Consider the following 18,160-nt stretch of genomic DNA (forward strand, 5'->3'; position numbering starts at 1 on the left):
GCTTTTCTTCTGCGCGCCGCGCGTTACTGCAGCAGGCTGCGCAGCATCCAGGCGTTCTTCTCGTGCACGTCCAGCCGCTGCGTGAGCAGATCGGCAGTGGGCTGGTCGTTGGCCGCGTCGGCCTTGTCGAAGGCCGCCCGCGCCGTCTTGGCCACGGCTTCGTTGCCCTTGACCAGCATGCGCACCATCTCCAGCGCGTCGGGCACGGAATCGGGCTCGGCGATCGACGACAGCTTGGCGTACTCCCGATACGTGCCGGGCGCGTAATGGCCCAGCGCGCGGATACGCTCGGCGATGCTGTCCAGCGCGTTCCATTCTTCGGTGTACTGCGCCATGAACATGTTATGCAGCGTATTGAACAGCGGCCCGGTCACGTTCCAATGGAAGTTGTGCGTCATCAGGTACAGGGTGTACGAGTCGGCCAGCAGCTTGGACAGTTCGCCGGTGATGGCAGCGCGGTCCTTGTCGGAAATGCCGATATTGATACGCGGCGCGGCGCTGCTGTTCTTGGTCGGTTTTGCCATGTAGTGCTCCTTGTCCAGGGGATGGAAACATGTCAAGAATACCACCGAGGAACGCAACAAGGCAGCCCGGCGCGGCGCCCGGCCGCGCCGGCGCGCGCTCAGCCCGAACGGGGCATGGCGAACGACATCCCGGCGGCCTTGGCGGCCCAGCGCTGCATCACGCTCTTCTGGCGCGTGTAGAAGCGCACGCCCTCTTCGCCGTACACGTGCAGATCGCCGAACAGCGACTGCTTCCAGCCGCCGAAGCCCTGCCAGGCCGCCGGCACCGGGATGGGCACGTTCACGCCCACCATGCCCACCTCTATGCCCTGCACGAAGGCGCGCGCGGCCGTGCCGCTATCGGTGTACAGGCTGACGCCGTTGGCGAAATCATGGCCGTTGATCAGGTCGATGGCCTGCTCCAGCGTCTCCACGTGCACGCACGCCAGCACCGGGCCGAAGATTTCCTCGCGATAGATGCGCATCGAGGGCTGGACCCGGTCGAACACCGTGGGACCCAGCCAATAGCCGTTGCCGCAGCCCTCGCCGCAGTCGGCCGCGGCGATCTCGCGGCCGTCGAGCAGCAGGCTGGCGCCCTCATCGACACCCGAGGCGATATACGCGGCGATACGGTCGCGCGCCGCCGCGCTCACGATGGCGCCCATCTCGGCGTCTTCCTGCATGCCGCGCCGGACCTTCAGCGCGCGCGCCTTGCGCAGGATATGCGGCATGACCGCCTCGGCCGCGCCGCCCACGAATACCGCGACCGAGATCGCCATGCAGCGCTCGCCCGCGCTGCCGAACGCCGCGCCCACCAGCGCATCGGCGGCGCCCTCCGGATCGGCGTCCGGCATCACCACCAGATGGTTCTTGGCCCCGCCCAGGGCTTGCACGCGCTTGCCCTCGCGGGCGCTGCGCTCATAGATCTGACGCGCCACCGCGGTCGATCCGACAAACGAGACCGCCTTGACATCGGGGTGGTCGATCAAGGCATTGACCGCCTGCACGCCGCCCTGCACCACGCTCGCCACGCCCGCCGGCAGGCCCGCCTGGCCCAGCATCTCGGCCAGCGCCAGCGACGGCGATGCGTCCAGCGGGCTGGGCTTGAGCACGAACGCGTTGCCGGTGGCCAGCGCCATCGGCATCATCCACAAAGGAACCATCACCGGGAAATTGAACGGCGTGATGCCGGCCACCACGCCGAGCGGTTCGCGCTGCACCCAGTTATCGATCCCCCCGCCCACGTTGATGGACATCGCCCCTTTCATGAGTTCGGGCGCGCCGCAGGCGAATTCGACCACTTCGATCCCGCGCATGACTTCGCCGCGCGCATCCGAGATCACCTTGCCGTGCTCGCGCGAAATCATGCGCGCCAGCGTCTCCTTGTTGTCTTCCAGCAAGGCCAGGAAGCGGTTGAGCACCCGCGCCCGATGCAGCGGGCTCTTGGCCGCCCAGGCCGGCTGCGCGGCACGGGCCGCCGCGACGGCTTGCGCCACCGTGTCGCCGCCGCCCAGCCCCACCTGCGCCGCCACCTCGCCGGTGGCCGGATCATTAATGTCCTGCAGGCCATGTTCGGCGCCATACGCGGCTTGTCCGCCGATCCAATGCGCCACCTGCGCGGTCTGATTCGCCATGCTTCGCTCCCACTGAGAAAGAAGCCTCAGTCTAGGCAAGACACGCCGCCGCAGTAATCCCTTATAGTTGGAAAGACTGTTTATCTGGTTAAACAATAATGAGCACCCCTGCTTTCGACCGGCTGGCCGACCTGAAAATGCTGGCGGTATTGGCCGACACGCGCAGCTTTACCGCGGCCGCCCAGCGCCTGGGCGTCTCCAAGTCCCTGATCAGCCTGCGCATGAAGGCCCTGGAGCAGGAGCTGGGGGTCAGCCTGCTGCTGCGCACGACCCGCTCGGTGCGTCCGACCGAAGCCGGAGCCCTGCTGGTCGAGCGGGCCCGCCCGGCGCTGGACACGCTCGAGGACAGCCTGGGCGAAGTGCGCAATCTCGCCCGCGCACCGCGCGGCCGCCTGCGCCTGACCGCCCCCGTGGCATTGGGCCGCCAGCACCTGGGCATCTGGCTGGCGCGCCTGGGCCAACATTTCCCGGACATCGCGCTGGAAGTCTATTTATCGGACCGCTTCGTCAACCTGCGCCAGGAAGGGTACGACTTCGCCTTAAGGCACGCCGACCAGGTCTCCGATGCCTACGTGAGCAAGCGCCTGTGCGCCACCCGTGCCCACCTGGTAGCCAGCCCCGCTTATCTGGCCCGCCATGGCCGTCCTGCGCACCCATCGGAACTGGCCCGCCATCGCTGCCTGCTGTACCGCGGCGACGAGCGCAGCCCGCAGTGGTCGTTCGCCCCCAGGCAGGGGCGCGGCGCGGCCGTGCACGTCAAACCGGTGGACTGCCTCAGCGTCAACAACAGCGAGCTGCTGCGCGAGAGCGTGGCCCACGGCCTGGGCATCGCCATGGTGCCGGACTTCAGCCTGGGCGATTGCGCGGACCTGGAGCCGGTCCTGCCGCAGTGGGACTGCTATGCGGGATTCGGGCGCTCGCTTTACCTGCTCAAGCCGTTCTCGGCCACGCCCACCGAGGCGCACCGCGTGGTCGAGCAAGCCCTGGCCGAGCATTTCCGGCCGGGCTTCGCCACGCCGGCCTGACCAGGCCGCTGCCCTCAATCCACCTGCGCGCTGGCGGCCTCTTCGTCGAGCATGCGCACGCCCGGCAGGCCACACGCATACACCGCCTGGGCCAGCGCCTCGATGGCCGCCAGGCGCGGAAAACTGCGCCGCCACGCCAGCACCACGCGGCGCTCGGGCGTCTCGCCATCGAACGGCAGGTAGCGCAACAGGCTCTTGGGCTGCGGCGGATTCGGCACCGCGGTGAACGGCAGCACCGTCACCCCGATCCCGGCCGCCACCATGTGGCGGATGGTCTCCAGCGAGGAGCCTTCGAAGGTGCGCTGGATGCCGTCGCTGGAAGCGGAAAAGCGCGACAGCTCCGGACACACTTCCAGCACCTGGTCGCGGAAACAGTGGCCGCTGCCCAGCAGCAGCATGGTCTGCTGCTTGAGATCCTGCGCGTCGATGGCCTTGCGCTGCGCCCATTCGTGGTCATGCGGCACGGCCACCACGAACGGTTCGTCGTACAGCGGCTGCATGACCAGGCCGGCTTCTGGCAGCGGCAAGGCCATGATGGCGCAATCGATCTCGCCCTGGCGCAGCAGCTCGACCAGCCGCACCGTGAAGTTCTCCTGCAGCAGCAAGGGCATCTGCGGTGTGCGCGCGATCTGCTCGGGCACCAGGCGCGGCAGCAGGTACGGGCCGATGGTGTGGATCACGCCCACCCGCAGCGGCCCGGCCAGCGGATCGTGGCCCTGGCGGGCGATCTCCTTGATGCTGGCGCTTTCCTCCAGCACTTTCTGCGCCTGCGCCACGATGCGCTGGCCGATGGGCGTCACGCCCACCTCGGTGCCGCCGCGCTCGAACAGGGTCACGCCCAGCTCGTCCTCCAGCTTGCGGATCGCCACCGACAGGGTCGGCTGGCTGACGAAACAGGCCTCGGCCGCACGGCCGAAATGCCGTTCGCGCGCCACCGCGACGATGTATTTGAGTTCGGTCAGTGTCATAGCGCCACTCGCTCCAGGTATGCCGCGCCGCCCCGTGTCGGCGCCGGCCCTTCAAGTACGTAGAAAATCCTCGCGCCCCCGCATCCAGCGCGCCAGGTGGGCGGCCACCGCCTCGGGATGCTTGGCGCGCAGCCACACCGCCGCCTCGCGCGCCTGCTCGGCGATGGCCACGTCGGCCTCCAGGTCGGCAAAGCGCAGCAAGGCCAACCCGGACTGGCGCGTGCCGAGGAATTCGCCCGGCCCGCGCTGCTCCAGATCGCGCCGCGCGATTTCGAATCCGTCGCTGGTCTCGAACATGGCGCGCAGCCGCTGGCGCGCCACCTGCGACAACGGCGCCTGGTACAGCAGCACGCAGATCGACTCGGCGGTGCCGCGCCCGACCCGGCCGCGCAGCTGGTGCAGCTGCGCCAGCCCGAAGCGCTCGGCATGCTCGATGACCATCAGCGACGCGTTCGGCACGTCGACTCCGACTTCGATGACCGTGGTGGCGACCAGCAGGTCGATCTCGCCCTCGCGAAACGCGCGCATGACCTCGGCCTTCTCGGCCTGCGGCAGGCGTCCGTGGACCAGCCCGATGCGCAGGTCGGGCAAGGCGGCGCGCATCGCCTCGTGGGTATCGACCGCCGTCTGCAGCTCCAGCGCCTCGCTCTCTTCCACCAGGGGACAGACCCAGTACGCCTGCCGTCCCTGGCGCGCCGCATGGGCGATATGGCCGATGACCTCTTCGCGTCGGGCATCGGCCACCAGCTTGGTGACCACCGGCGTGCGGCCGGGCGGCAATTCGTCGATCACCGAGACGTCCAGATCGGCGAAGAAGGTCATCGCCAGCGTGCGCGGGATGGGCGTGGCGCTCATGTTGAGCTGGTGCGGCACGATCACCCCGCGCCCGGTCTCCCCCTTGCGGCTCAGGGCCAGCCGCTGGCCCACGCCGAAGCGGTGCTGTTCGTCGACGATGGACAGGCCCAGCCGCTGGAACATGACGTGATCCTGGATCAGCGCCTGCGTGCCGACCACCAGCTGCACGCTGCCATCGGCCACGGCGGCGGCAGCCTCGCGGCGCGCCTTGGCGCTCAGGCTGCCGCTCAGCCAGGCCACGGCTACGCCCAGCGGCTCCAGCCAGCCCACCAGCTTGCGGAAATGCTGTTCGGCCAGGATTTCGGTGGGCGCCATCAACGCCACCTGGGCCTCGCAGGCAATGGCCTGCGCGGCGGCGATGGCCGCCACCACGGTCTTGCCGCTGCCCACGTCGCCCTGCAGCAGGCGGTGCATCGGATAAGGCTGCGCCAGATCGGCGGCGATCTCGGCCACCACGCGCTGCTGCGCCCCGGTCAGCGCAAACGGCAAGGCCTCGTACAGGCGCGCCACCAGCCCGTCCTCGTCCTGGCTGGCCGGCAAGGGCTCGGCACGCTTGACCCGGCGCGCCGCGCGCGCGGCCGCCAGCGACAGTTGCTGCGCCAGCAGCTCGTCGAACTTGATGCGGCGCCAGGCGGGATGGATGCGCTCCATCAGCTCGTGCTCGGCCGCATCCGGCGGCGGCGCGTGCAGCAGGCGCACGGCGGGCGCGAATTCGGCCAGGCCATAGCGCCGGCGCGCCTCCTCGGGCAGGGTATCGGAGAGATCGGCCCGCGCCAGCGCCTGGCCGATGGCCTTGCGCAGCGTGGGCTGTGGCAGGCCGTCGGTGCTGGGATAGACCGGCGTCAGCGACGCCGGCAATGGCTGGTCGGCGCTGCTCATGCGCGGGTGCACCATCTCGCGGCCGAACAATCCGCCGCGCACTTCACCGCGCGCCCGCAGGCGCCGCCCCACCGTCAGCTGCTTCTGCTGGCTGGGATAGAAGTTCAGCCAGCGCAACTGCAACTCGCCCGTGTCGTCGGCCAGTACGGCAGTCAGTTGCCGGCGCGGCCGGTACAGCACCTCGGAGCGCAGGATCTCGCCTTCGACCTGCGCGGCGAACCCCGGCCGCAAGGACGATACCGGCGTCACGCGGGTCTCGTCCTCGTAGCGCAACGGCAGATGCAGCACGAAATCCTCGGGCACGACCAAGCCCAGATTATGGAGCTTGCGCTCGGTATCTGTGGGTCGGGCCGCGCCGCTGGCCTTGGCGGCCGGCTTGGGCGCGGCAGGCGCGTCGTTACTGCTGATGGGCGGCTCCCGGCGTTACAGCACCAGCACCGCTTCCATTTCGAACTGAGCGCCCTTGGGCAGGCTGGCCACGCCTACCGTCGAGCGGGCCGGGAACGGCTGCGGGATCAGCTCGGCCATGATGGCGTTGGCGGCGGCGAACTTGTTCAGGTCCGTCAGGAACAGCGTCAGCTTGACGATGTCGTCCAGCGTGCCGCCCGCTTCCTTGATGACCGCCTGCATGTTGGCGAACGCCTGGCGCACCTGGGCGTCGAAATTCTCGGACACCAGGTCGCCGGTGCCCGGCTCCAGGCCGATCTGGCCCGACAGGTAGACCGTCTTGGCGCCGGTGGCGGCGACCGCCTGGGAGTACGGGCCGACCGCGGCGGGCGCGGCGTCGGTATGAATGATCTGCTTGCTCATGGGGACAGTCCTCGTGATAGGGAACATCGACTATCGGAGTTTAATCAGCAATAGGCATTTGCGAAAGTGGCCCGCCCTCAACCATTTGGACGAGCCTCGCGTGCCATTGCGCCATGAGCGGATGGTACAGAGGCCGGGCAGCCGCCGGCAATGCGCGACCGCCATTGCGGACCGGTTTACCAAGCGTAGCGGTAACCCAGCTGCACGGTCCACGGCAGGCTGAGCCTGGGCCCGTGCGCGTACTCGTACGACGCGTACAGATTGTGGCCCTTGCCCAGCGCGGCCGCCACGCCCAGTCCCAGTTCGACGCGGCCCGCGCCCAGGTCGGTACGGTGCGCGATGCCGTTGGTGCGCACCGTGCTCACGCCCTTGAGTTCCTGCACCCAACTCAGCTGCGCGTAGGGCTGCACCACCGCGCCGCCGCGCAAGTCGAAGCGGCGGCCGGCTTGCGCGCCTACCCGCGCCTGCAGCGACGTGCCGCCGTCATCCTCGATACGCAGGCCATTGCTGGCCGTGTACGTACCGCCGCCGGCACGAAACCACGCCAGTTCGGCCTGCGGCTCGACGAACCAGTGCCGGTCCAGCGCCAGACGCCGGCCGGCCTCCAGCGTCACGCCCACGCCATTGGCGCGGTAGCTGCCGGACACGGTGCGCCCCGCCCAGCCAGGTGCGTCGAACGAATTCTCGAAGCGGCTGGCGCGCAGCGTGGCATCGGCGTACACGCCATTGGCGCCGATATAGGTGGCATAGCCGCCCACGTGCACGCTGTCGGTGTGCCCCTTTCCCTGGCCGGAAAACCCGCGTGACGCGCGCGTGTAGCCCAGCAACCAGCCCGCATGCCAACGGCCGCCGGCCACGGGCCAGGCCCGGTCGGCGCCCAGCTCGATGCCGCTGACGCCTTGCTGGAAATGCCGGCCCGCGCGCGGACTGATGCGCTGGCGCTGGCTGAACGCCCGGCCCCAGGCGCCGCCGGCGTCCGGGTTCAGGCGCAATTCGCCCATGCGCTTGCCCAACGCGTTGGATTCGGCATACCACAACCCCTGCACCGCGCCCAGTCCGCCGGTATCCAGCGCCGCGGCGGCGGTGGACGAATACCCCGTCCTGACTAGGCCCCAGGCGCCGCCCGGCTGCTGCGCCAGCCCGTAGCGATAGGTGCCGAAGTCGGCCCTGCCGTCGCTGCCGTCGAGTTCGAAACTGGCCTTGCCGTCTGCGGGCGCGCGCACCAGCACGGCCTGTGCCTTCGACGGCTCGGCGCCGGCCGGCGCGCGCAACCACACGCGATGCCGCCCTTCGGCCTGGTCGGTCACCACCAGTTGATCGGCATGCTCCAGCGCGGCGTCCGCACGCATCTCGAACGAACCGGCGCCCGCCAGGGTGCGCACCGTCAGCGTTTGAAAACCCGGTCCGGCCGCATCGCCGAACACGACGGCCGCGCCAGGCTCCATGCTCAGTTCGCCCACGCTGGATGCCGCGCTCATGCGCCATTGGCCGCCCGCGCCCAGGGCCAGCCTGTCAAGCGACTGAGTCGCGCCATGCCACTGCGCGCCGTCGGCCACATCGAGCTCGAGCGGCGCCTGGTCCAGCCCGACGCGCAAGCCCGGCCGCACGGGCGTGCCGAACCCATCCTTCTCCGGCGCCGTCTCGGGCGCGCGCACGACATCGCCCTGCGCGACCGCCGCGCCGCGCAGGACGAGCCGCACCGGCACCGGCGTGGTCTGGCGCAACAGCTGCGCGCCGCCAGCGACCCGCCACTCAGGTCGGCCCGCCCACCGCTACTCAGAAGCAGGCCCGAGCGGCCGCTGAACCGGGTGTTGCGCGCCGCCAGCTCGCCATCGCCATCCATCCTGGCCGCCCGCTCGCCCAGCACCTCACTGTCAGCCAGACTGGCCTTGGCGGCGTACTTGATCGACAAGCCCGTGGCATGCAGGCCACGCACGGTACTGCGCACAATATCCGCCCGGGCCCTGCTGACCAGCTGCATGCCCTGCTCCCCTTCGACCGTGCTGTCGGACAGGATCAGCGACGCATCCGGGCCGGCGACACGCAAGGCCAGCGGCCGACGGCTCCAGTCGCCGGCACTCGAACCGTACCGGTTGCGGATGGTCGTGCCGCGCGCGGTCAGCGCGCCGGCCCGCACCATCACCGTGCCGCGCGGCTAATAACTGCTATCCAGGCCGAGGTCGCCGCTGGAAGTGATCGCGGCCTCCTCCAGCGTCAGCGAAACGCCGGTCTTGTCCAGCAATACGCCCACCCCTCGCGCGCCGGTGGTTTCCACCGTCATCTTGCGCGCGACCCAGGGCCCGGTATGCAAGGCCGCGGTCTTGTCCGGAACCTCGATGCCGATCTCGCCCTGGCCGGTCTTCTTGATCGTGGCGCCGGACCAATGCTCCGCACGGGCCAGCGGCGCCCCGATCATCGCGCCGCCCAGCGCCGCGGCAAGCACCGGCCGCGCTGCGCTTGCGACCATTCGGACCGGTTGGCGGCGCCCGGAAACAGGCAAGGAAAACAACGGTGAAACAGACCTGAGCATGGCATCCTCTTGCGAACGCTGCATCCCTCATGCAGCAATCCGCGCAGTCTGCCGACCGTCCATATACAGGCCTATCAGCTCTTACCGTGGCATCTGGCGAAAAGCCCCAACGTCTCGCCTGTCTTGCCAGCAACCCTGGAACATTTCCCAGCACTCCGATCGTTCAGTCCCACGCCGGAGCCAGGCCCTCGGGATCGACTTCGCGACCGTTACGCTCCAGCGCGGCAATCCGCGCCATGTCGTCGGCGTCCAACGCCAGGCCGCGGGCCAGCAGATTGCTCGCCAGGTTCTCGCGCTTGGTCGAGGACGGGATCACCGCATAGCCCTGTTGCAGGGCCCAGGCCAGCGCCACCTGCGCCACGGTCGACCGATGCTTGTCCGCGATCCGCGCCAGCACCGGATCCTTCAGTACCTTGCCGTAGGCCAGGGTCATATAGGAAGTCACGGCAATACCCTGCTCCCTGAGGAAAGCCGTCAGCCTGGCGCTCTGCAGATAGGGGCTGAGTTCGATCTGGTTGGTGGCGATCTCGCCCTGTCCCACCGCCGCGATGGCCTGCCTGGTCAGCGCGATGTTGAAATTGGAAATACCGATCCGGCGCGTCAGGCCCAGCGCCTTGGCCTCGGCCAGCGCCTCCATGTGTTCGGGCAAGGCCACGCCGTTGCCCGGCGCGGGCCAGTGGATCAGCGTCAGGTCCACGTAGTCGGTGCGCAGTTTTTCCAGGCTGGCGCGCAGGCTGGGCAGCAGCTTGGCCCGGGCGTAGTTGTCGGTCCAGATCTTGGTGGTCACGAACAGTTCGGAACGCGCCACGCCGCTTTCGGCGATAGTCTGGCCGACCTCGGTTTCATTGCCGTAGATCTGCGCCGTGTCGACGGCGCGATAGCCCAGGTCGATGGCGTTGCGGACCGAGTCGATCACGGTCTGGCCGGTCAGGCGGAAGGTACCCACGCCAAAGGAAGGGATGGTCATGCGAAGACTCCTTGAATGCAAGACGGATGAATATGAAGGTTGTCGACGGCCTGCCGGCGGCGCCGGCCCGCTCAGGCGCCCTGCGCCACCCGGCGGCGGCCGGCATTGCCCAGCCAGACCAGGCCCAGGCCGCCGGCGGCCAGCGCCGCGCCGACCAGGGGCACGGATGCATAGCCCAGGCCCTGGCCGATGGCCGCGCCGCCCAGCGCCGCGCCCAGCGCGTTGCCCAGGTTGAACGCGCCGACGTTGACCGACGAGGCCAGGCCCGGCGCCTGGGCCGCCGCCTGCATGACCCGCATCTGCACCGGCGGAACGATGCCGAAGGCCGCGGCCGCCCACACCACCAGCCCGATGGCCGCGCCCGCATGGGTGGTCAGCAGCAGCGGCAGCACGGCCATGATGACCGCGAGCAGCCCCAGGATCAGCTTGGTGGCGCCGTCGAGCGACCAGTCGGCCAGGCGGCCGCCCAGCGTATTGCCCAGCGTGAAGCCGATGCCGATCAGCACCAGGGCGAAGGCCACGAAGTTGGGGCTGGCGTGGGTCAGGTCGGCCAGGACCGGCGCCACATAGGTGTAGAGCGCGAACATGGCGCCCGCGCCCAGCACCGTGGTGCCCATGGCCAGCAGGACCTCCGGGCGCGTGAGCACCCCCAGCTCGCGGCGCACGTCCGGACGCTTGCCGGGCTCGCCCTTGGGCCGCGCCAGCCACAGCGCGGCGATGGTGACCAGGCCCAGGGCCGCCGTCCCGCCGAAGGCAAGCCGCCGATATTGGCCAGGGTCAGGCCCATGAACATGGCCGCGATGGCGCTGGCCTGCTTTTCGCGCGGCACCAGGCTGGCCGCCACCACGGCCCCGATGCCGAAGAAGGCGCCATGGTTGAGGCTGGTGATCAGGCGCGACAGCAACAGGGTCGAGTAGCTCGGCGCGAACGCCGAGAGCAGGTTGCCGACGGTGAAGATCAGCATCAGCGACATCAGGGCCGCGCGCTTGCCGAAACGGGCAAACAGCAGGGTCATGACCGGCGCTCCGAGCATCACGCCCACCGCGTAGGCCGAGATCAGCATGCCCGCGCTGGGAATGCTTACCTGCACACCGTCGGCGATGACGGGCAGCAGCCCCATCGGCGTGAACTCCGTGGTGCCGATGGCGAATGCGCCGGTGGCCAGGGCAAACAATGCGGCCGAGGATTTCATCGCCGCTTCTCCTTGAAAAAGTCCAATGGCGACAGTGTGCCGGGTTTATATTTGCGGATTAAGCTCTGTATGAACCAAATTCTTTTGATTTGAATTCAACAATGAAAACCACCCTGGACGAATTGCAGGCCTTCGTGGCCGTCGTGGACACGGGTTCGATCACCGCGGCCGCGGAACAGCTCGGGCTGACGGTCTCGGCCGCCAGCCGCACGCTGGGCCGGCTGGAGGAAAAGCTGCAGACCACCCTGGTGCGCCGCACGACCCGCCGGCTCGAGCTGACCGAGGAAGGGGCCGCTTTCCTGCAGCATGCGCGCGCCATCCTGGCCTCGGTCGGCGAGGCCGAGGAACAGATGGCGGCCCGCCGCATGCGCCCGGCCGGACGGCTGCGGGTCGACGCGGCCACTCCGTTCATGCTGCATGTGCTAGTACCGCTGATAGCAGGCTTTCATGCCCGCTACCCCGAGGTGGAGCTGGAGCTCAATTCCAACGAAGGCATCGTCGATCTGATCGAAAAGCGCACCGACGTGGCGTTTCGCATCGGCGTGCTGAAAGACTCCACCCTGCACGCCCGCGCCGTCGGCACCAGCCGCCTGCGGGTGCTCGCCAGTCCCGCCTACCTCGAGCGTCGCGGCGCGCCCACCCGCACCGCGCAACTCGCGCAACATGCCCTGCTTGGCTTCACCCAGCCCGAGACGCTGAACGACTGGCCCTTGCGCGATGCGGACGGCGCCGTCCTGCGCATCCGGCCGACCATCGCCTCGTCCAGCGGTGAAACGCTGCGCCACATGGCCCTGGCGGGCCTGGGCATCGTCTGCCTGTCGGACTTCATGACCGGCGAGGACCGCCGCGCCGGCGCACTGGTGCAACTGTTCGCCAGGCAGACTCTGGACGTGCGCCAGCCGGTCAACGCGGTCTACTACCGCAACACCGCGCTGGCCGCGCGCATCACCTGCTTCGTGGACCACGTGATCGAGACGCTGGGCGCCCGGCCGTTCGACGCATGAACGGCGCCGGCGCGCGGCCAAAGAAAAACCGCCCGAAGGCGGCTTTTCCTGGCGGCGCACGGCCTTATTTGTCCACGAACGCGCGCTCGAACACGTAGTCGCCCGGCTCGCCCACGCCCGGCGAAACCTCGAACCCGCGCTTGTCCAGCATGGCGCGGATATCGGCCAGCATGTGCGGGCTGCCGCAGATCATGGCGCGGTCGACCGCCGGGTCCAGCTGCGGCAGGCCGATGTCGGCGCACAGCTTGCCCGAGTCGACCAGCTGCGTGATGCGGCCCTGGTTGCGGAACGGTTCGCGCGTCACGGTGGGGTAATAGACCAGCTTGTCGCGCACGATGTCGCCGAAGAACTCGTTGCCGGGCAGTTCCTTCTCGATGAAATCGGCATAGGCCAGCTCGCTGGCCCAGCGCACCCCGTGCACCAGCACCACTTTCTCGAACCGCTCGTAGACCTCGGGATCCTTGATGATGCTCATGAACGGGGCCAGGCCCGTGCCGGTGCCGAACAGATACAGGTGCTTGCCCGGCTTGAGATCGTCGACCACCAGCGTGCCCACCGGCTTGCGGCTGACCAGGATGGTGTCGCCTTCCTTGAGGTGCTGCAGCCGCGAGGTCAGCGGCCCGTTCTGCACCTTGATGCTGAGGAACTCGAGGTTTTCCTCGTAATTGGCGCTGGCGATGCTGTAGGCGCGCATCAACGGCTTGCCTTCGATTTCCAGGCCGATCATGACGAAATGGCCATTGTGAAAGCGCAGCGCCGCATCGCGGGTGGTGGTGAAGGAGAAAAGGGTGTCGTTCCAGTGGCGCACGCTGAGGACGCGCTCGGTATTGAAAGCTGCCATGTCGTTGTAAATTACGGCGCCTTCCAGCGCACAAAGGAAGAAACGGGAAGAGGCCTCGCCGCGCGCAACGCATGGGCGAACCTAGGGTTAATCCTGATTTTAACGCAAGTAGCTGAGAACTGCTCTTATTAATCGTAATACCCATATGCCGTTTGATCGGGGTCAATTCCCACCCCGCCGCGCCCGCAAACTGACCTTTCAAGAAGTTGAACAGCGGTCCGCTTCCTGTTATTGTGCCCGTCTCAGTTGATAATCATTTTCGTTAGCGCACGCAACTGCAATCCGCATCGGCGTGCGTTCCTGTCCTGCCGGAGTCATTCCATGCCGTCGACCAAGCGTTCCTCCCTGATCCCGCTGCTGCGCGCCCTGGCGCTCGCGGGCGTTGCCACGTTCTCCGCCCAGGCGCTGGCCTCCGATGAGGTCAGCCTCTACACCACGCGCGAACCCAAGCTGATCCAGCCTCTGCTCGACGCCTTCGCCAAGGACAGCGGCATCAAGGTCAACACCGTCTTCGTCAAGGACGGCCTGCTCGAACGCGTCAGGGCCGAGGGCGACAAGTCGCCGGCCGACGTGCTGATGACGGTCGACATCGGCAACCTGATCGACCTGGTCAATGGCGGCGTCACCCAGAAAATCCAGTCGCAGACGCTCGACAGCGTGGTGCCCGCCAACCTGCGCGGCGCCGAAGGCAGCTGGTACGCCCTGTCGCTGCGCGACCGGGTGCTCTACGTCGAGAAAGACCTCAAGCTGGACAGCTTCCGCTACGGAGACCTGGCCGACCCCAAATGGAAGGGCAAGGTGTGCATCCGCTCGGGCCAGCACCCCTACAACACCGCGCTGGTGGCGGCCATGATCGCCCATGACGGCGCCGAGGCCACCGAGAAATGGCTGCGCGGCGTGAAGGCCAACCTGGCCCGCAAGGCGGCCGGCGGCGACCGCGACGTGGCGCGCGACATCCTCGGCGGCATCTGCGACATCGGCCTGGCCAACGCCTACTACGTCGGCCACATGAAGAACGCCGAGCCGGGCACCGACGCCCGCAAGTGGGGCGACGCCATCAAGGTAGTGCGCCCGACCTTCGCCACCGCCAAGGATGGCGGCACCCACGTCAACATCAGCGGCGCCGCGGTCGCGGCGCACGCGCCCAACAAGGCCAACGCCGTCAAGCTGCTGGAGTACCTGGTCTCCGAGCCTGCCCAGACGCTGTACGCCCAGGCCAACTACGAGTACCCGGTGCGCGCCGGCGTCAAGCTGGACGCGGTGGTGGCCAGCTTCGGCCCGCTGAAGGTCGATACCCTGCCCGTGGCCGAGATCGCCAAGTACCGCAAGCAGGCCAGCGAACTGGTCGACAAGGTGGGCTTCGACAACTGAGCCGCGCTACACTCACGCCCGCCACGCCATTGCGGCGGCGCGGGCGTTGCCTGGCGCACGGCATGAACTGCCTTGTTTGTCGGCAAAGCGGCCATCCGGCCGCTTTGCATTTTTCCCCGTAGCATGCACACCACTTTCTTGCCGCGCAGCGCGCGGACCCGCTTCAGCGAACGCGGCTCCGGCTGGCTGGCCGGCGCGTCCCTCATCGCGCTGGCGGTGCTGGCGCCGGTGGCGGCGCTGGCATGGTGGGCCCTGCACGCCGACCTGTCGCACTGGACCCACCTGACCCGCTACGTGCTCCCGCAGGCCATGGCCAACACCATGATCCTGCTGGCCGGCGTGGGCGTGCTGGTCACGATGCTGGGCACCGGCGCGGCCTGGCTGGTCACCGCCTACGAGTTCCCGACCCGCCGCACCCTGACCTGGGCCCTGCTGCTGCCGCTGGCCGTGCCCACCTACATCATCGCCTTCGCCTATCTCGACCTGCTGCATCCGATCGGGCCGGTGCAGGGCGCCATCCGCGCCGTGCTGGGATACGACAGCCCGCGCCAGTTCCGCCTGCCCGACCTGCGCTCGATCTACGGCGCCATCTTCGTGCTGGGCTTCGTGCTGTACCCCTACGTGTACCTGAGCACGCGCGTGATGTTCATGACCCAGGCCGCCAGCCTGCTGGAAGCCGCCCGCACACTGGGAGCCGGCCGCGTCGGCGTGTTCCTGCGCGTGGCCCTGCCCATGGCGCGGCCGGCCATCGCGGTCGGCGTCAGCCTGGCGCTGCTCGAGACGCTCAACGACATCGGCGCCTCCGAATTCCTGGGCGTGCAGACACTGACCGTATCCGTCTACACTACCTGGATCACCCGCTCCGACCTGGCCAGCGCGGCGCAGATCGCGCTGACCATGCTGGTGTTCGTCATTGCCCTCATCCTGCTCGAACGCCACGGCCGCAAGCGGCAGCGCTACGCCAACACGCAGCGCATGCGCGCCATGCAGCCACGCCGGCTCCATGGTCCGGCCGCCGCGCTGGCCGCCGTGCTGGGCTGGATTCCCGTGGTGCTGGGCTTCGTGGCGCCTGCCCTGTACCTGATCGTCGAAACCTACAAGCGCCTGCATCTGGTGGGCGGCGTCTCGGACCAGCTCTGGGCCGGGCTGCGCAATACGCTGATGGTGGCCGCCCTGGCCACCATCGTCACGCTGCTGTGCGGCCTGGTCGTGGCCTGGGCCGGCCGCAGCCTGCGCGAGAGCGCCTCGTTCAACCCCGGCCGCACCTGCGGGCGCATCGCCAGCCTGGGCTATGCCGTGCCCGGCACGGTGCTGGCCATCGGCCTGCTGGCGCCCTTCGCCTGGCTCGACCACACCATGTCCACGCTGTTCGGCTGGAACGGCCTGCTGCTGATAGGCACCACGGGCGCGCTGGTATGCGCCTACACCATCCGGTTCCTGGCGATCTCTACCGGTGGCATCGAAGCCGGCCTGGCGCGCATTCCCGCCTCGCTGGAACAGGCTTCGCGGCTGCTGGGCGAGACCTCCGCCGGCACGCTGCGCCGCGTCCACCTGCCATTGCTGCGCCCCGCCCTGGCGGCCAGCGCGCTGCTGGTGTTCGTGGACACCATGAAGGAACTGCCCGCCACGCTGCTGCTGCGCCCGCTCAATTTCGAGACGCTGGCCACCTGGCTGTACGCGGAGGCGGCGCGCGGCACCTACGAAGAAGGAGCGGTCGCCGCGCTGGCCATCGTCGCGGCCGGTCTGATCCCGGTCATCCTGCTGGCGCGCACCAATCTGAAGATGGGACACTGATACCTTGGCCGACCTGCTAGAACTCGATCACATCCGGCTGGGCTACGACACGCCCCAGGGCCTGAAGACCATCATCGACGATCTGTCGCTGAGCCTGCCCGCCGGCCACATCGGCTGCCTGCTGGGCGAATCCGGCTGCGGCAAGACCACCGTGCTGCGCGCCATCGCCGGCTTCGAGCCGGTGCTGGCCGGGCACATCGCGCTGGACGGCGCCGTCATTTCGTCGCCCGACGTGCAGGTGGCGCCCGAACTGCGCCGCGTCGGCATGATGTTCCAGGACTACGCCCTCTTCCCGCACCTGAGCGTCAGCCAGAACGTGGCCTTCGGCCTGCGCCGGCTGTCGCGCCCGGCGCGCGCGGCGCGCGCGCAGCGCGTGGCCGAAATGCTGGAACTGGTCGGCCTGGCGCAATCGGCCGACAGCTATCCGCACGAGATCTCCGGCGGCCAGCAGCAGCGCGTGGCGCTGGCGCGGGCCATGGCGCCCTCGCCCGACCTGCTCCTGCTCGACGAGCCGTTTTCCAATCTCGACGTGGATACGCGCGAACGCCTGGCCTTCGAGGTGCGCGAGATCCTCAAGCGCACCGGCCACACCGCCATCCTGGTCACGCACAACCAGGCCGAGGCCTTCGCCATCGCCGACCGCATCGGCGTCATGGCGCGCGGCCATATCGAGCAGTGGGACACCCCGTACAACCTGCACCAGCACCCGGCCAGTCCGTTCGTGCGCGATTTCATCCGCCGCGAAGCCCTGGTGGAACAGCGCCTGCAGGCGTTCGACCGCGGACGCTAGCAGGGACGCGGCGGACCGCTCAGGAGCGCGGCGGCGGCAAGGGGATGAACTCGGTTTCGTCGCCCGGCACGACCTGGCCGAAGCGGTTCCTGGTCCAGTCTTCCTTGGCCTGTTCGATGCGGTCCTTGCTGCTGGAGACGAAGTTCCACCAGATGAAGCGCGGGCCGTCCAGGGGCTCGCCGCCCACCAGCGCCATGCGCGCCGCCGTCTGCGCGCGGATCGTCACCGCCACGCCCGGCGCGAACACGATCAGGAGGCCGGGTTCGTACGCCTGCCCCTCGATGTCCACCGTCCCCTCGACCAGGTAGGCGGCGCGCTCTTCGTGCTCGGGCGGCACCACCACCGTGGCCCCGGCCTGCAGCTGCACGTCGCCGTAGAACAGCGGCGACAGCGTGCGCACGCCGGAGGTCTGGCCAAACAGCGAGCCGGCGATCACCTGGGCGCGCACGCCCTCGCCTTCGACCACCGGTTGCGCCTGCGTGCCATAGTGCACGAAACCCGGGTCGGTTTCCTCGTGCTCCTTGGGCAGGCCCACCCACATCTGCAGGCCATACATGCGCAGCGGAGCCAGCCGGCTTTCCGGCGCGGTGCGCTCAGAATGCACGATGCCGCGGCCGGCCGTCATCCAGTTGACCTCGCCGGGCAGGATGGTCTGGACATTGCCGGCCCCGTCCCGGTGCACCAGCGAGCCCTCGTAGAGATAGGTCACCGTGGCCAGCCCGATATGCGGGTGGGGCCGCACGTCCATGCCCACGCCGGCGGGAAACTGCACCGGGCCCATCTCGTCGAGGAACACGAACGGCCCCACCGAGCGCTGCTGCGCCGACGGCAAGGCGCGGCGCACTTCGAATCCGCCCAGGTCGCTGGTGCGCGGCACCACGATGGTCTGTACCGCCGACTGCGGCGCATTGTTCAAAATCGACATGGCTCTCCTCCTGTACCGGCTGGCCGCGCGGCCGCGCCGTGGAAAAATGGGCGCCGGCTGGCGGCGCCCGTC

The 18,160-nt window shown here is 68.8% G+C and carries 13 protein-coding genes and 2 pseudogenes; 5 read left to right on the top strand and 10 right to left on the bottom strand.

The window, feature by feature from the left end:
• Positions 1 to 23: 23 nt before the first annotated feature.
• Together BN118_RS09310 and BN118_RS09315 are read right to left on the bottom strand one after the other, a co-directional pair.
• Entirely contained in the window at positions 24 to 524 is a 501-nt protein-coding gene (locus BN118_RS09310) for a Dps family protein (protein WP_003811209.1), read from the bottom strand.
• 98 nt (positions 525 to 622) lie between these two features.
• Positions 623 to 2,137: a CoA-acylating methylmalonate-semialdehyde dehydrogenase gene (locus BN118_RS09315; RefSeq protein ID WP_014905767.1), complete on the bottom strand. Its 1,515-nt coding sequence runs from the start codon at positions 2,135 to 2,137 to the stop codon at positions 623 to 625.
• A gap of 98 nt (positions 2,138 to 2,235) precedes the next feature.
• Between BN118_RS09315 and BN118_RS09320 the strand changes: the two genes are divergently transcribed.
• Positions 2,236 to 3,162: a LysR family transcriptional regulator gene (locus tag BN118_RS09320; protein WP_019247168.1), complete on the top strand. Its 927-nt coding sequence runs from the start codon at positions 2,236 to 2,238 to the stop codon at positions 3,160 to 3,162.
• Between the two features lie 14 nt (positions 3,163 to 3,176).
• On the opposite strand, the gene BN118_RS09325 is transcribed toward BN118_RS09320, so the two are convergent.
• From BN118_RS09325 to BN118_RS09350, 6 genes and pseudogenes are all read right to left on the bottom strand, one after another.
• On the bottom strand, positions 3,177 to 4,130 hold the full coding sequence (locus BN118_RS09325; protein WP_003811203.1) for a LysR substrate-binding domain-containing protein: 954 nt from the start codon (positions 4,128 to 4,130) through the stop codon (positions 3,177 to 3,179).
• Positions 4,131 to 4,181: 51 nt separating this feature from the next.
• The gene (gene recG, locus BN118_RS09330; protein WP_033446218.1) at positions 4,182 to 6,272 is read right to left on the bottom strand and encodes an ATP-dependent DNA helicase RecG; all 2,091 of its coding nucleotides are present in this window, start codon (positions 6,270 to 6,272) and stop codon (positions 4,182 to 4,184) included.
• Positions 6,273 to 6,287: 15 nt separating this feature from the next.
• Positions 6,288 to 6,674: a Rid family detoxifying hydrolase gene (locus BN118_RS09335; protein WP_010930458.1), complete on the bottom strand. Its 387-nt coding sequence runs from the start codon at positions 6,672 to 6,674 to the stop codon at positions 6,288 to 6,290.
• Between the two features lie 176 nt (positions 6,675 to 6,850).
• Positions 6,851 to 9,204 (bottom strand): annotated as a pseudogene (locus BN118_RS09340) (autotransporter outer membrane beta-barrel domain-containing protein).
• A gap of 163 nt (positions 9,205 to 9,367) precedes the next feature.
• Positions 9,368 to 10,171 (bottom strand): 2,5-didehydrogluconate reductase DkgB, encoded by an 804-nt coding sequence (gene dkgB, locus BN118_RS09345; protein ID WP_010930457.1) that lies wholly within the window; start codon positions 10,169 to 10,171, stop codon positions 9,368 to 9,370.
• A 71-nt stretch (positions 10,172 to 10,242) separates the two neighbouring features.
• A pseudogene (locus BN118_RS09350) lies at positions 10,243 to 11,363 on the bottom strand (MFS transporter).
• 101 nt (positions 11,364 to 11,464) lie between these two features.
• Between BN118_RS09350 and BN118_RS09355 the strand changes: the two are divergent.
• On the top strand, positions 11,465 to 12,367 hold the full coding sequence (locus BN118_RS09355) for a LysR family transcriptional regulator (protein ID WP_010930456.1): 903 nt from the start codon (positions 11,465 to 11,467) through the stop codon (positions 12,365 to 12,367).
• Positions 12,368 to 12,431: 64 nt separating this feature from the next.
• On the opposite strand, the gene BN118_RS09360 is transcribed toward BN118_RS09355, so the two are convergent.
• Positions 12,432 to 13,208, bottom strand: coding sequence for a ferredoxin--NADP reductase (locus BN118_RS09360; RefSeq protein ID WP_003811187.1), 777 nt, complete (start codon positions 13,206 to 13,208; stop codon positions 12,432 to 12,434).
• Between the two features lie 321 nt (positions 13,209 to 13,529).
• Here BN118_RS09360 and BN118_RS09365 point away from each other — a divergent pair, with 321 nt between their 5' ends.
• The 3 genes from BN118_RS09365 to BN118_RS09375 all read left to right on the top strand — a co-directional run bounded on the left by BN118_RS09365 (position 13,530) and on the right by BN118_RS09375 (position 17,163).
• On the top strand, positions 13,530 to 14,579 hold the full coding sequence (locus BN118_RS09365; RefSeq protein WP_010930455.1) for a Fe(3+) ABC transporter substrate-binding protein: 1,050 nt from the start codon (positions 13,530 to 13,532) through the stop codon (positions 14,577 to 14,579).
• Between the two features lie 123 nt (positions 14,580 to 14,702).
• Complete coding sequence (locus BN118_RS09370; protein ID WP_010930454.1) at positions 14,703 to 16,373, top strand: ABC transporter permease; 1,671 nt, start codon at positions 14,703 to 14,705, stop codon at positions 16,371 to 16,373.
• 4 nt (positions 16,374 to 16,377) lie between these two features.
• Entirely contained in the window at positions 16,378 to 17,163 is a 786-nt protein-coding gene (locus BN118_RS09375) for an ABC transporter ATP-binding protein (RefSeq protein ID WP_041166174.1), read from the top strand.
• A gap of 19 nt (positions 17,164 to 17,182) precedes the next feature.
• Here BN118_RS09375 and BN118_RS09380 read toward each other — a convergent pair whose 3' ends face one another.
• Positions 17,183 to 18,088: a pirin family protein gene (locus BN118_RS09380; protein ID WP_010930453.1), complete on the bottom strand. Its 906-nt coding sequence runs from the start codon at positions 18,086 to 18,088 to the stop codon at positions 17,183 to 17,185.
• Positions 18,089 to 18,160 lie beyond the last annotated feature (72 nt).

The sequence above is a fragment of the Bordetella pertussis 18323 genome, assembly GCF_000306945.1.
GTDB classification, from domain to species: Bacteria; Pseudomonadota; Gammaproteobacteria; order Burkholderiales; family Burkholderiaceae_B; genus Bordetella; species Bordetella pertussis.

Coding starts and splice junctions, on each gene's coding strand:
- BN118_RS09310 (WP_003811209.1), bottom strand. CDS start 524: ATGGCAAAACCGACCAAGAACAGCAGCGCCGCGCCGCGTATCAATATC.
- BN118_RS09315 (WP_014905767.1), bottom strand. CDS start 2,137: ATGGCGAATCAGACCGCGCAGGTGGCGCATTGGATCGGCGGACAAGCC.
- BN118_RS09320 (WP_019247168.1), top strand. CDS start 2,236: ATGAGCACCCCTGCTTTCGACCGGCTGGCCGACCTGAAAATGCTGGCG.
- BN118_RS09325 (WP_003811203.1), bottom strand. CDS start 4,130: ATGACACTGACCGAACTCAAATACATCGTCGCGGTGGCGCGCGAACGG.
- BN118_RS09335 (WP_010930458.1), bottom strand. CDS start 6,674: ATGAGCAAGCAGATCATTCATACCGACGCCGCGCCCGCCGCGGTCGGC.
- dkgB (WP_010930457.1), bottom strand. CDS start 10,171: ATGACCATCCCTTCCTTTGGCGTGGGTACCTTCCGCCTGACCGGCCAG.
- BN118_RS09355 (WP_010930456.1), top strand. CDS start 11,465: ATGAAAACCACCCTGGACGAATTGCAGGCCTTCGTGGCCGTCGTGGAC.
- BN118_RS09360 (WP_003811187.1), bottom strand. CDS start 13,208: ATGGCAGCTTTCAATACCGAGCGCGTCCTCAGCGTGCGCCACTGGAAC.
- BN118_RS09365 (WP_010930455.1), top strand. CDS start 13,530: ATGCCGTCGACCAAGCGTTCCTCCCTGATCCCGCTGCTGCGCGCCCTG.
- BN118_RS09370 (WP_010930454.1), top strand. CDS start 14,703: ATGCACACCACTTTCTTGCCGCGCAGCGCGCGGACCCGCTTCAGCGAA.
- BN118_RS09380 (WP_010930453.1), bottom strand. CDS start 18,088: ATGTCGATTTTGAACAATGCGCCGCAGTCGGCGGTACAGACCATCGTG.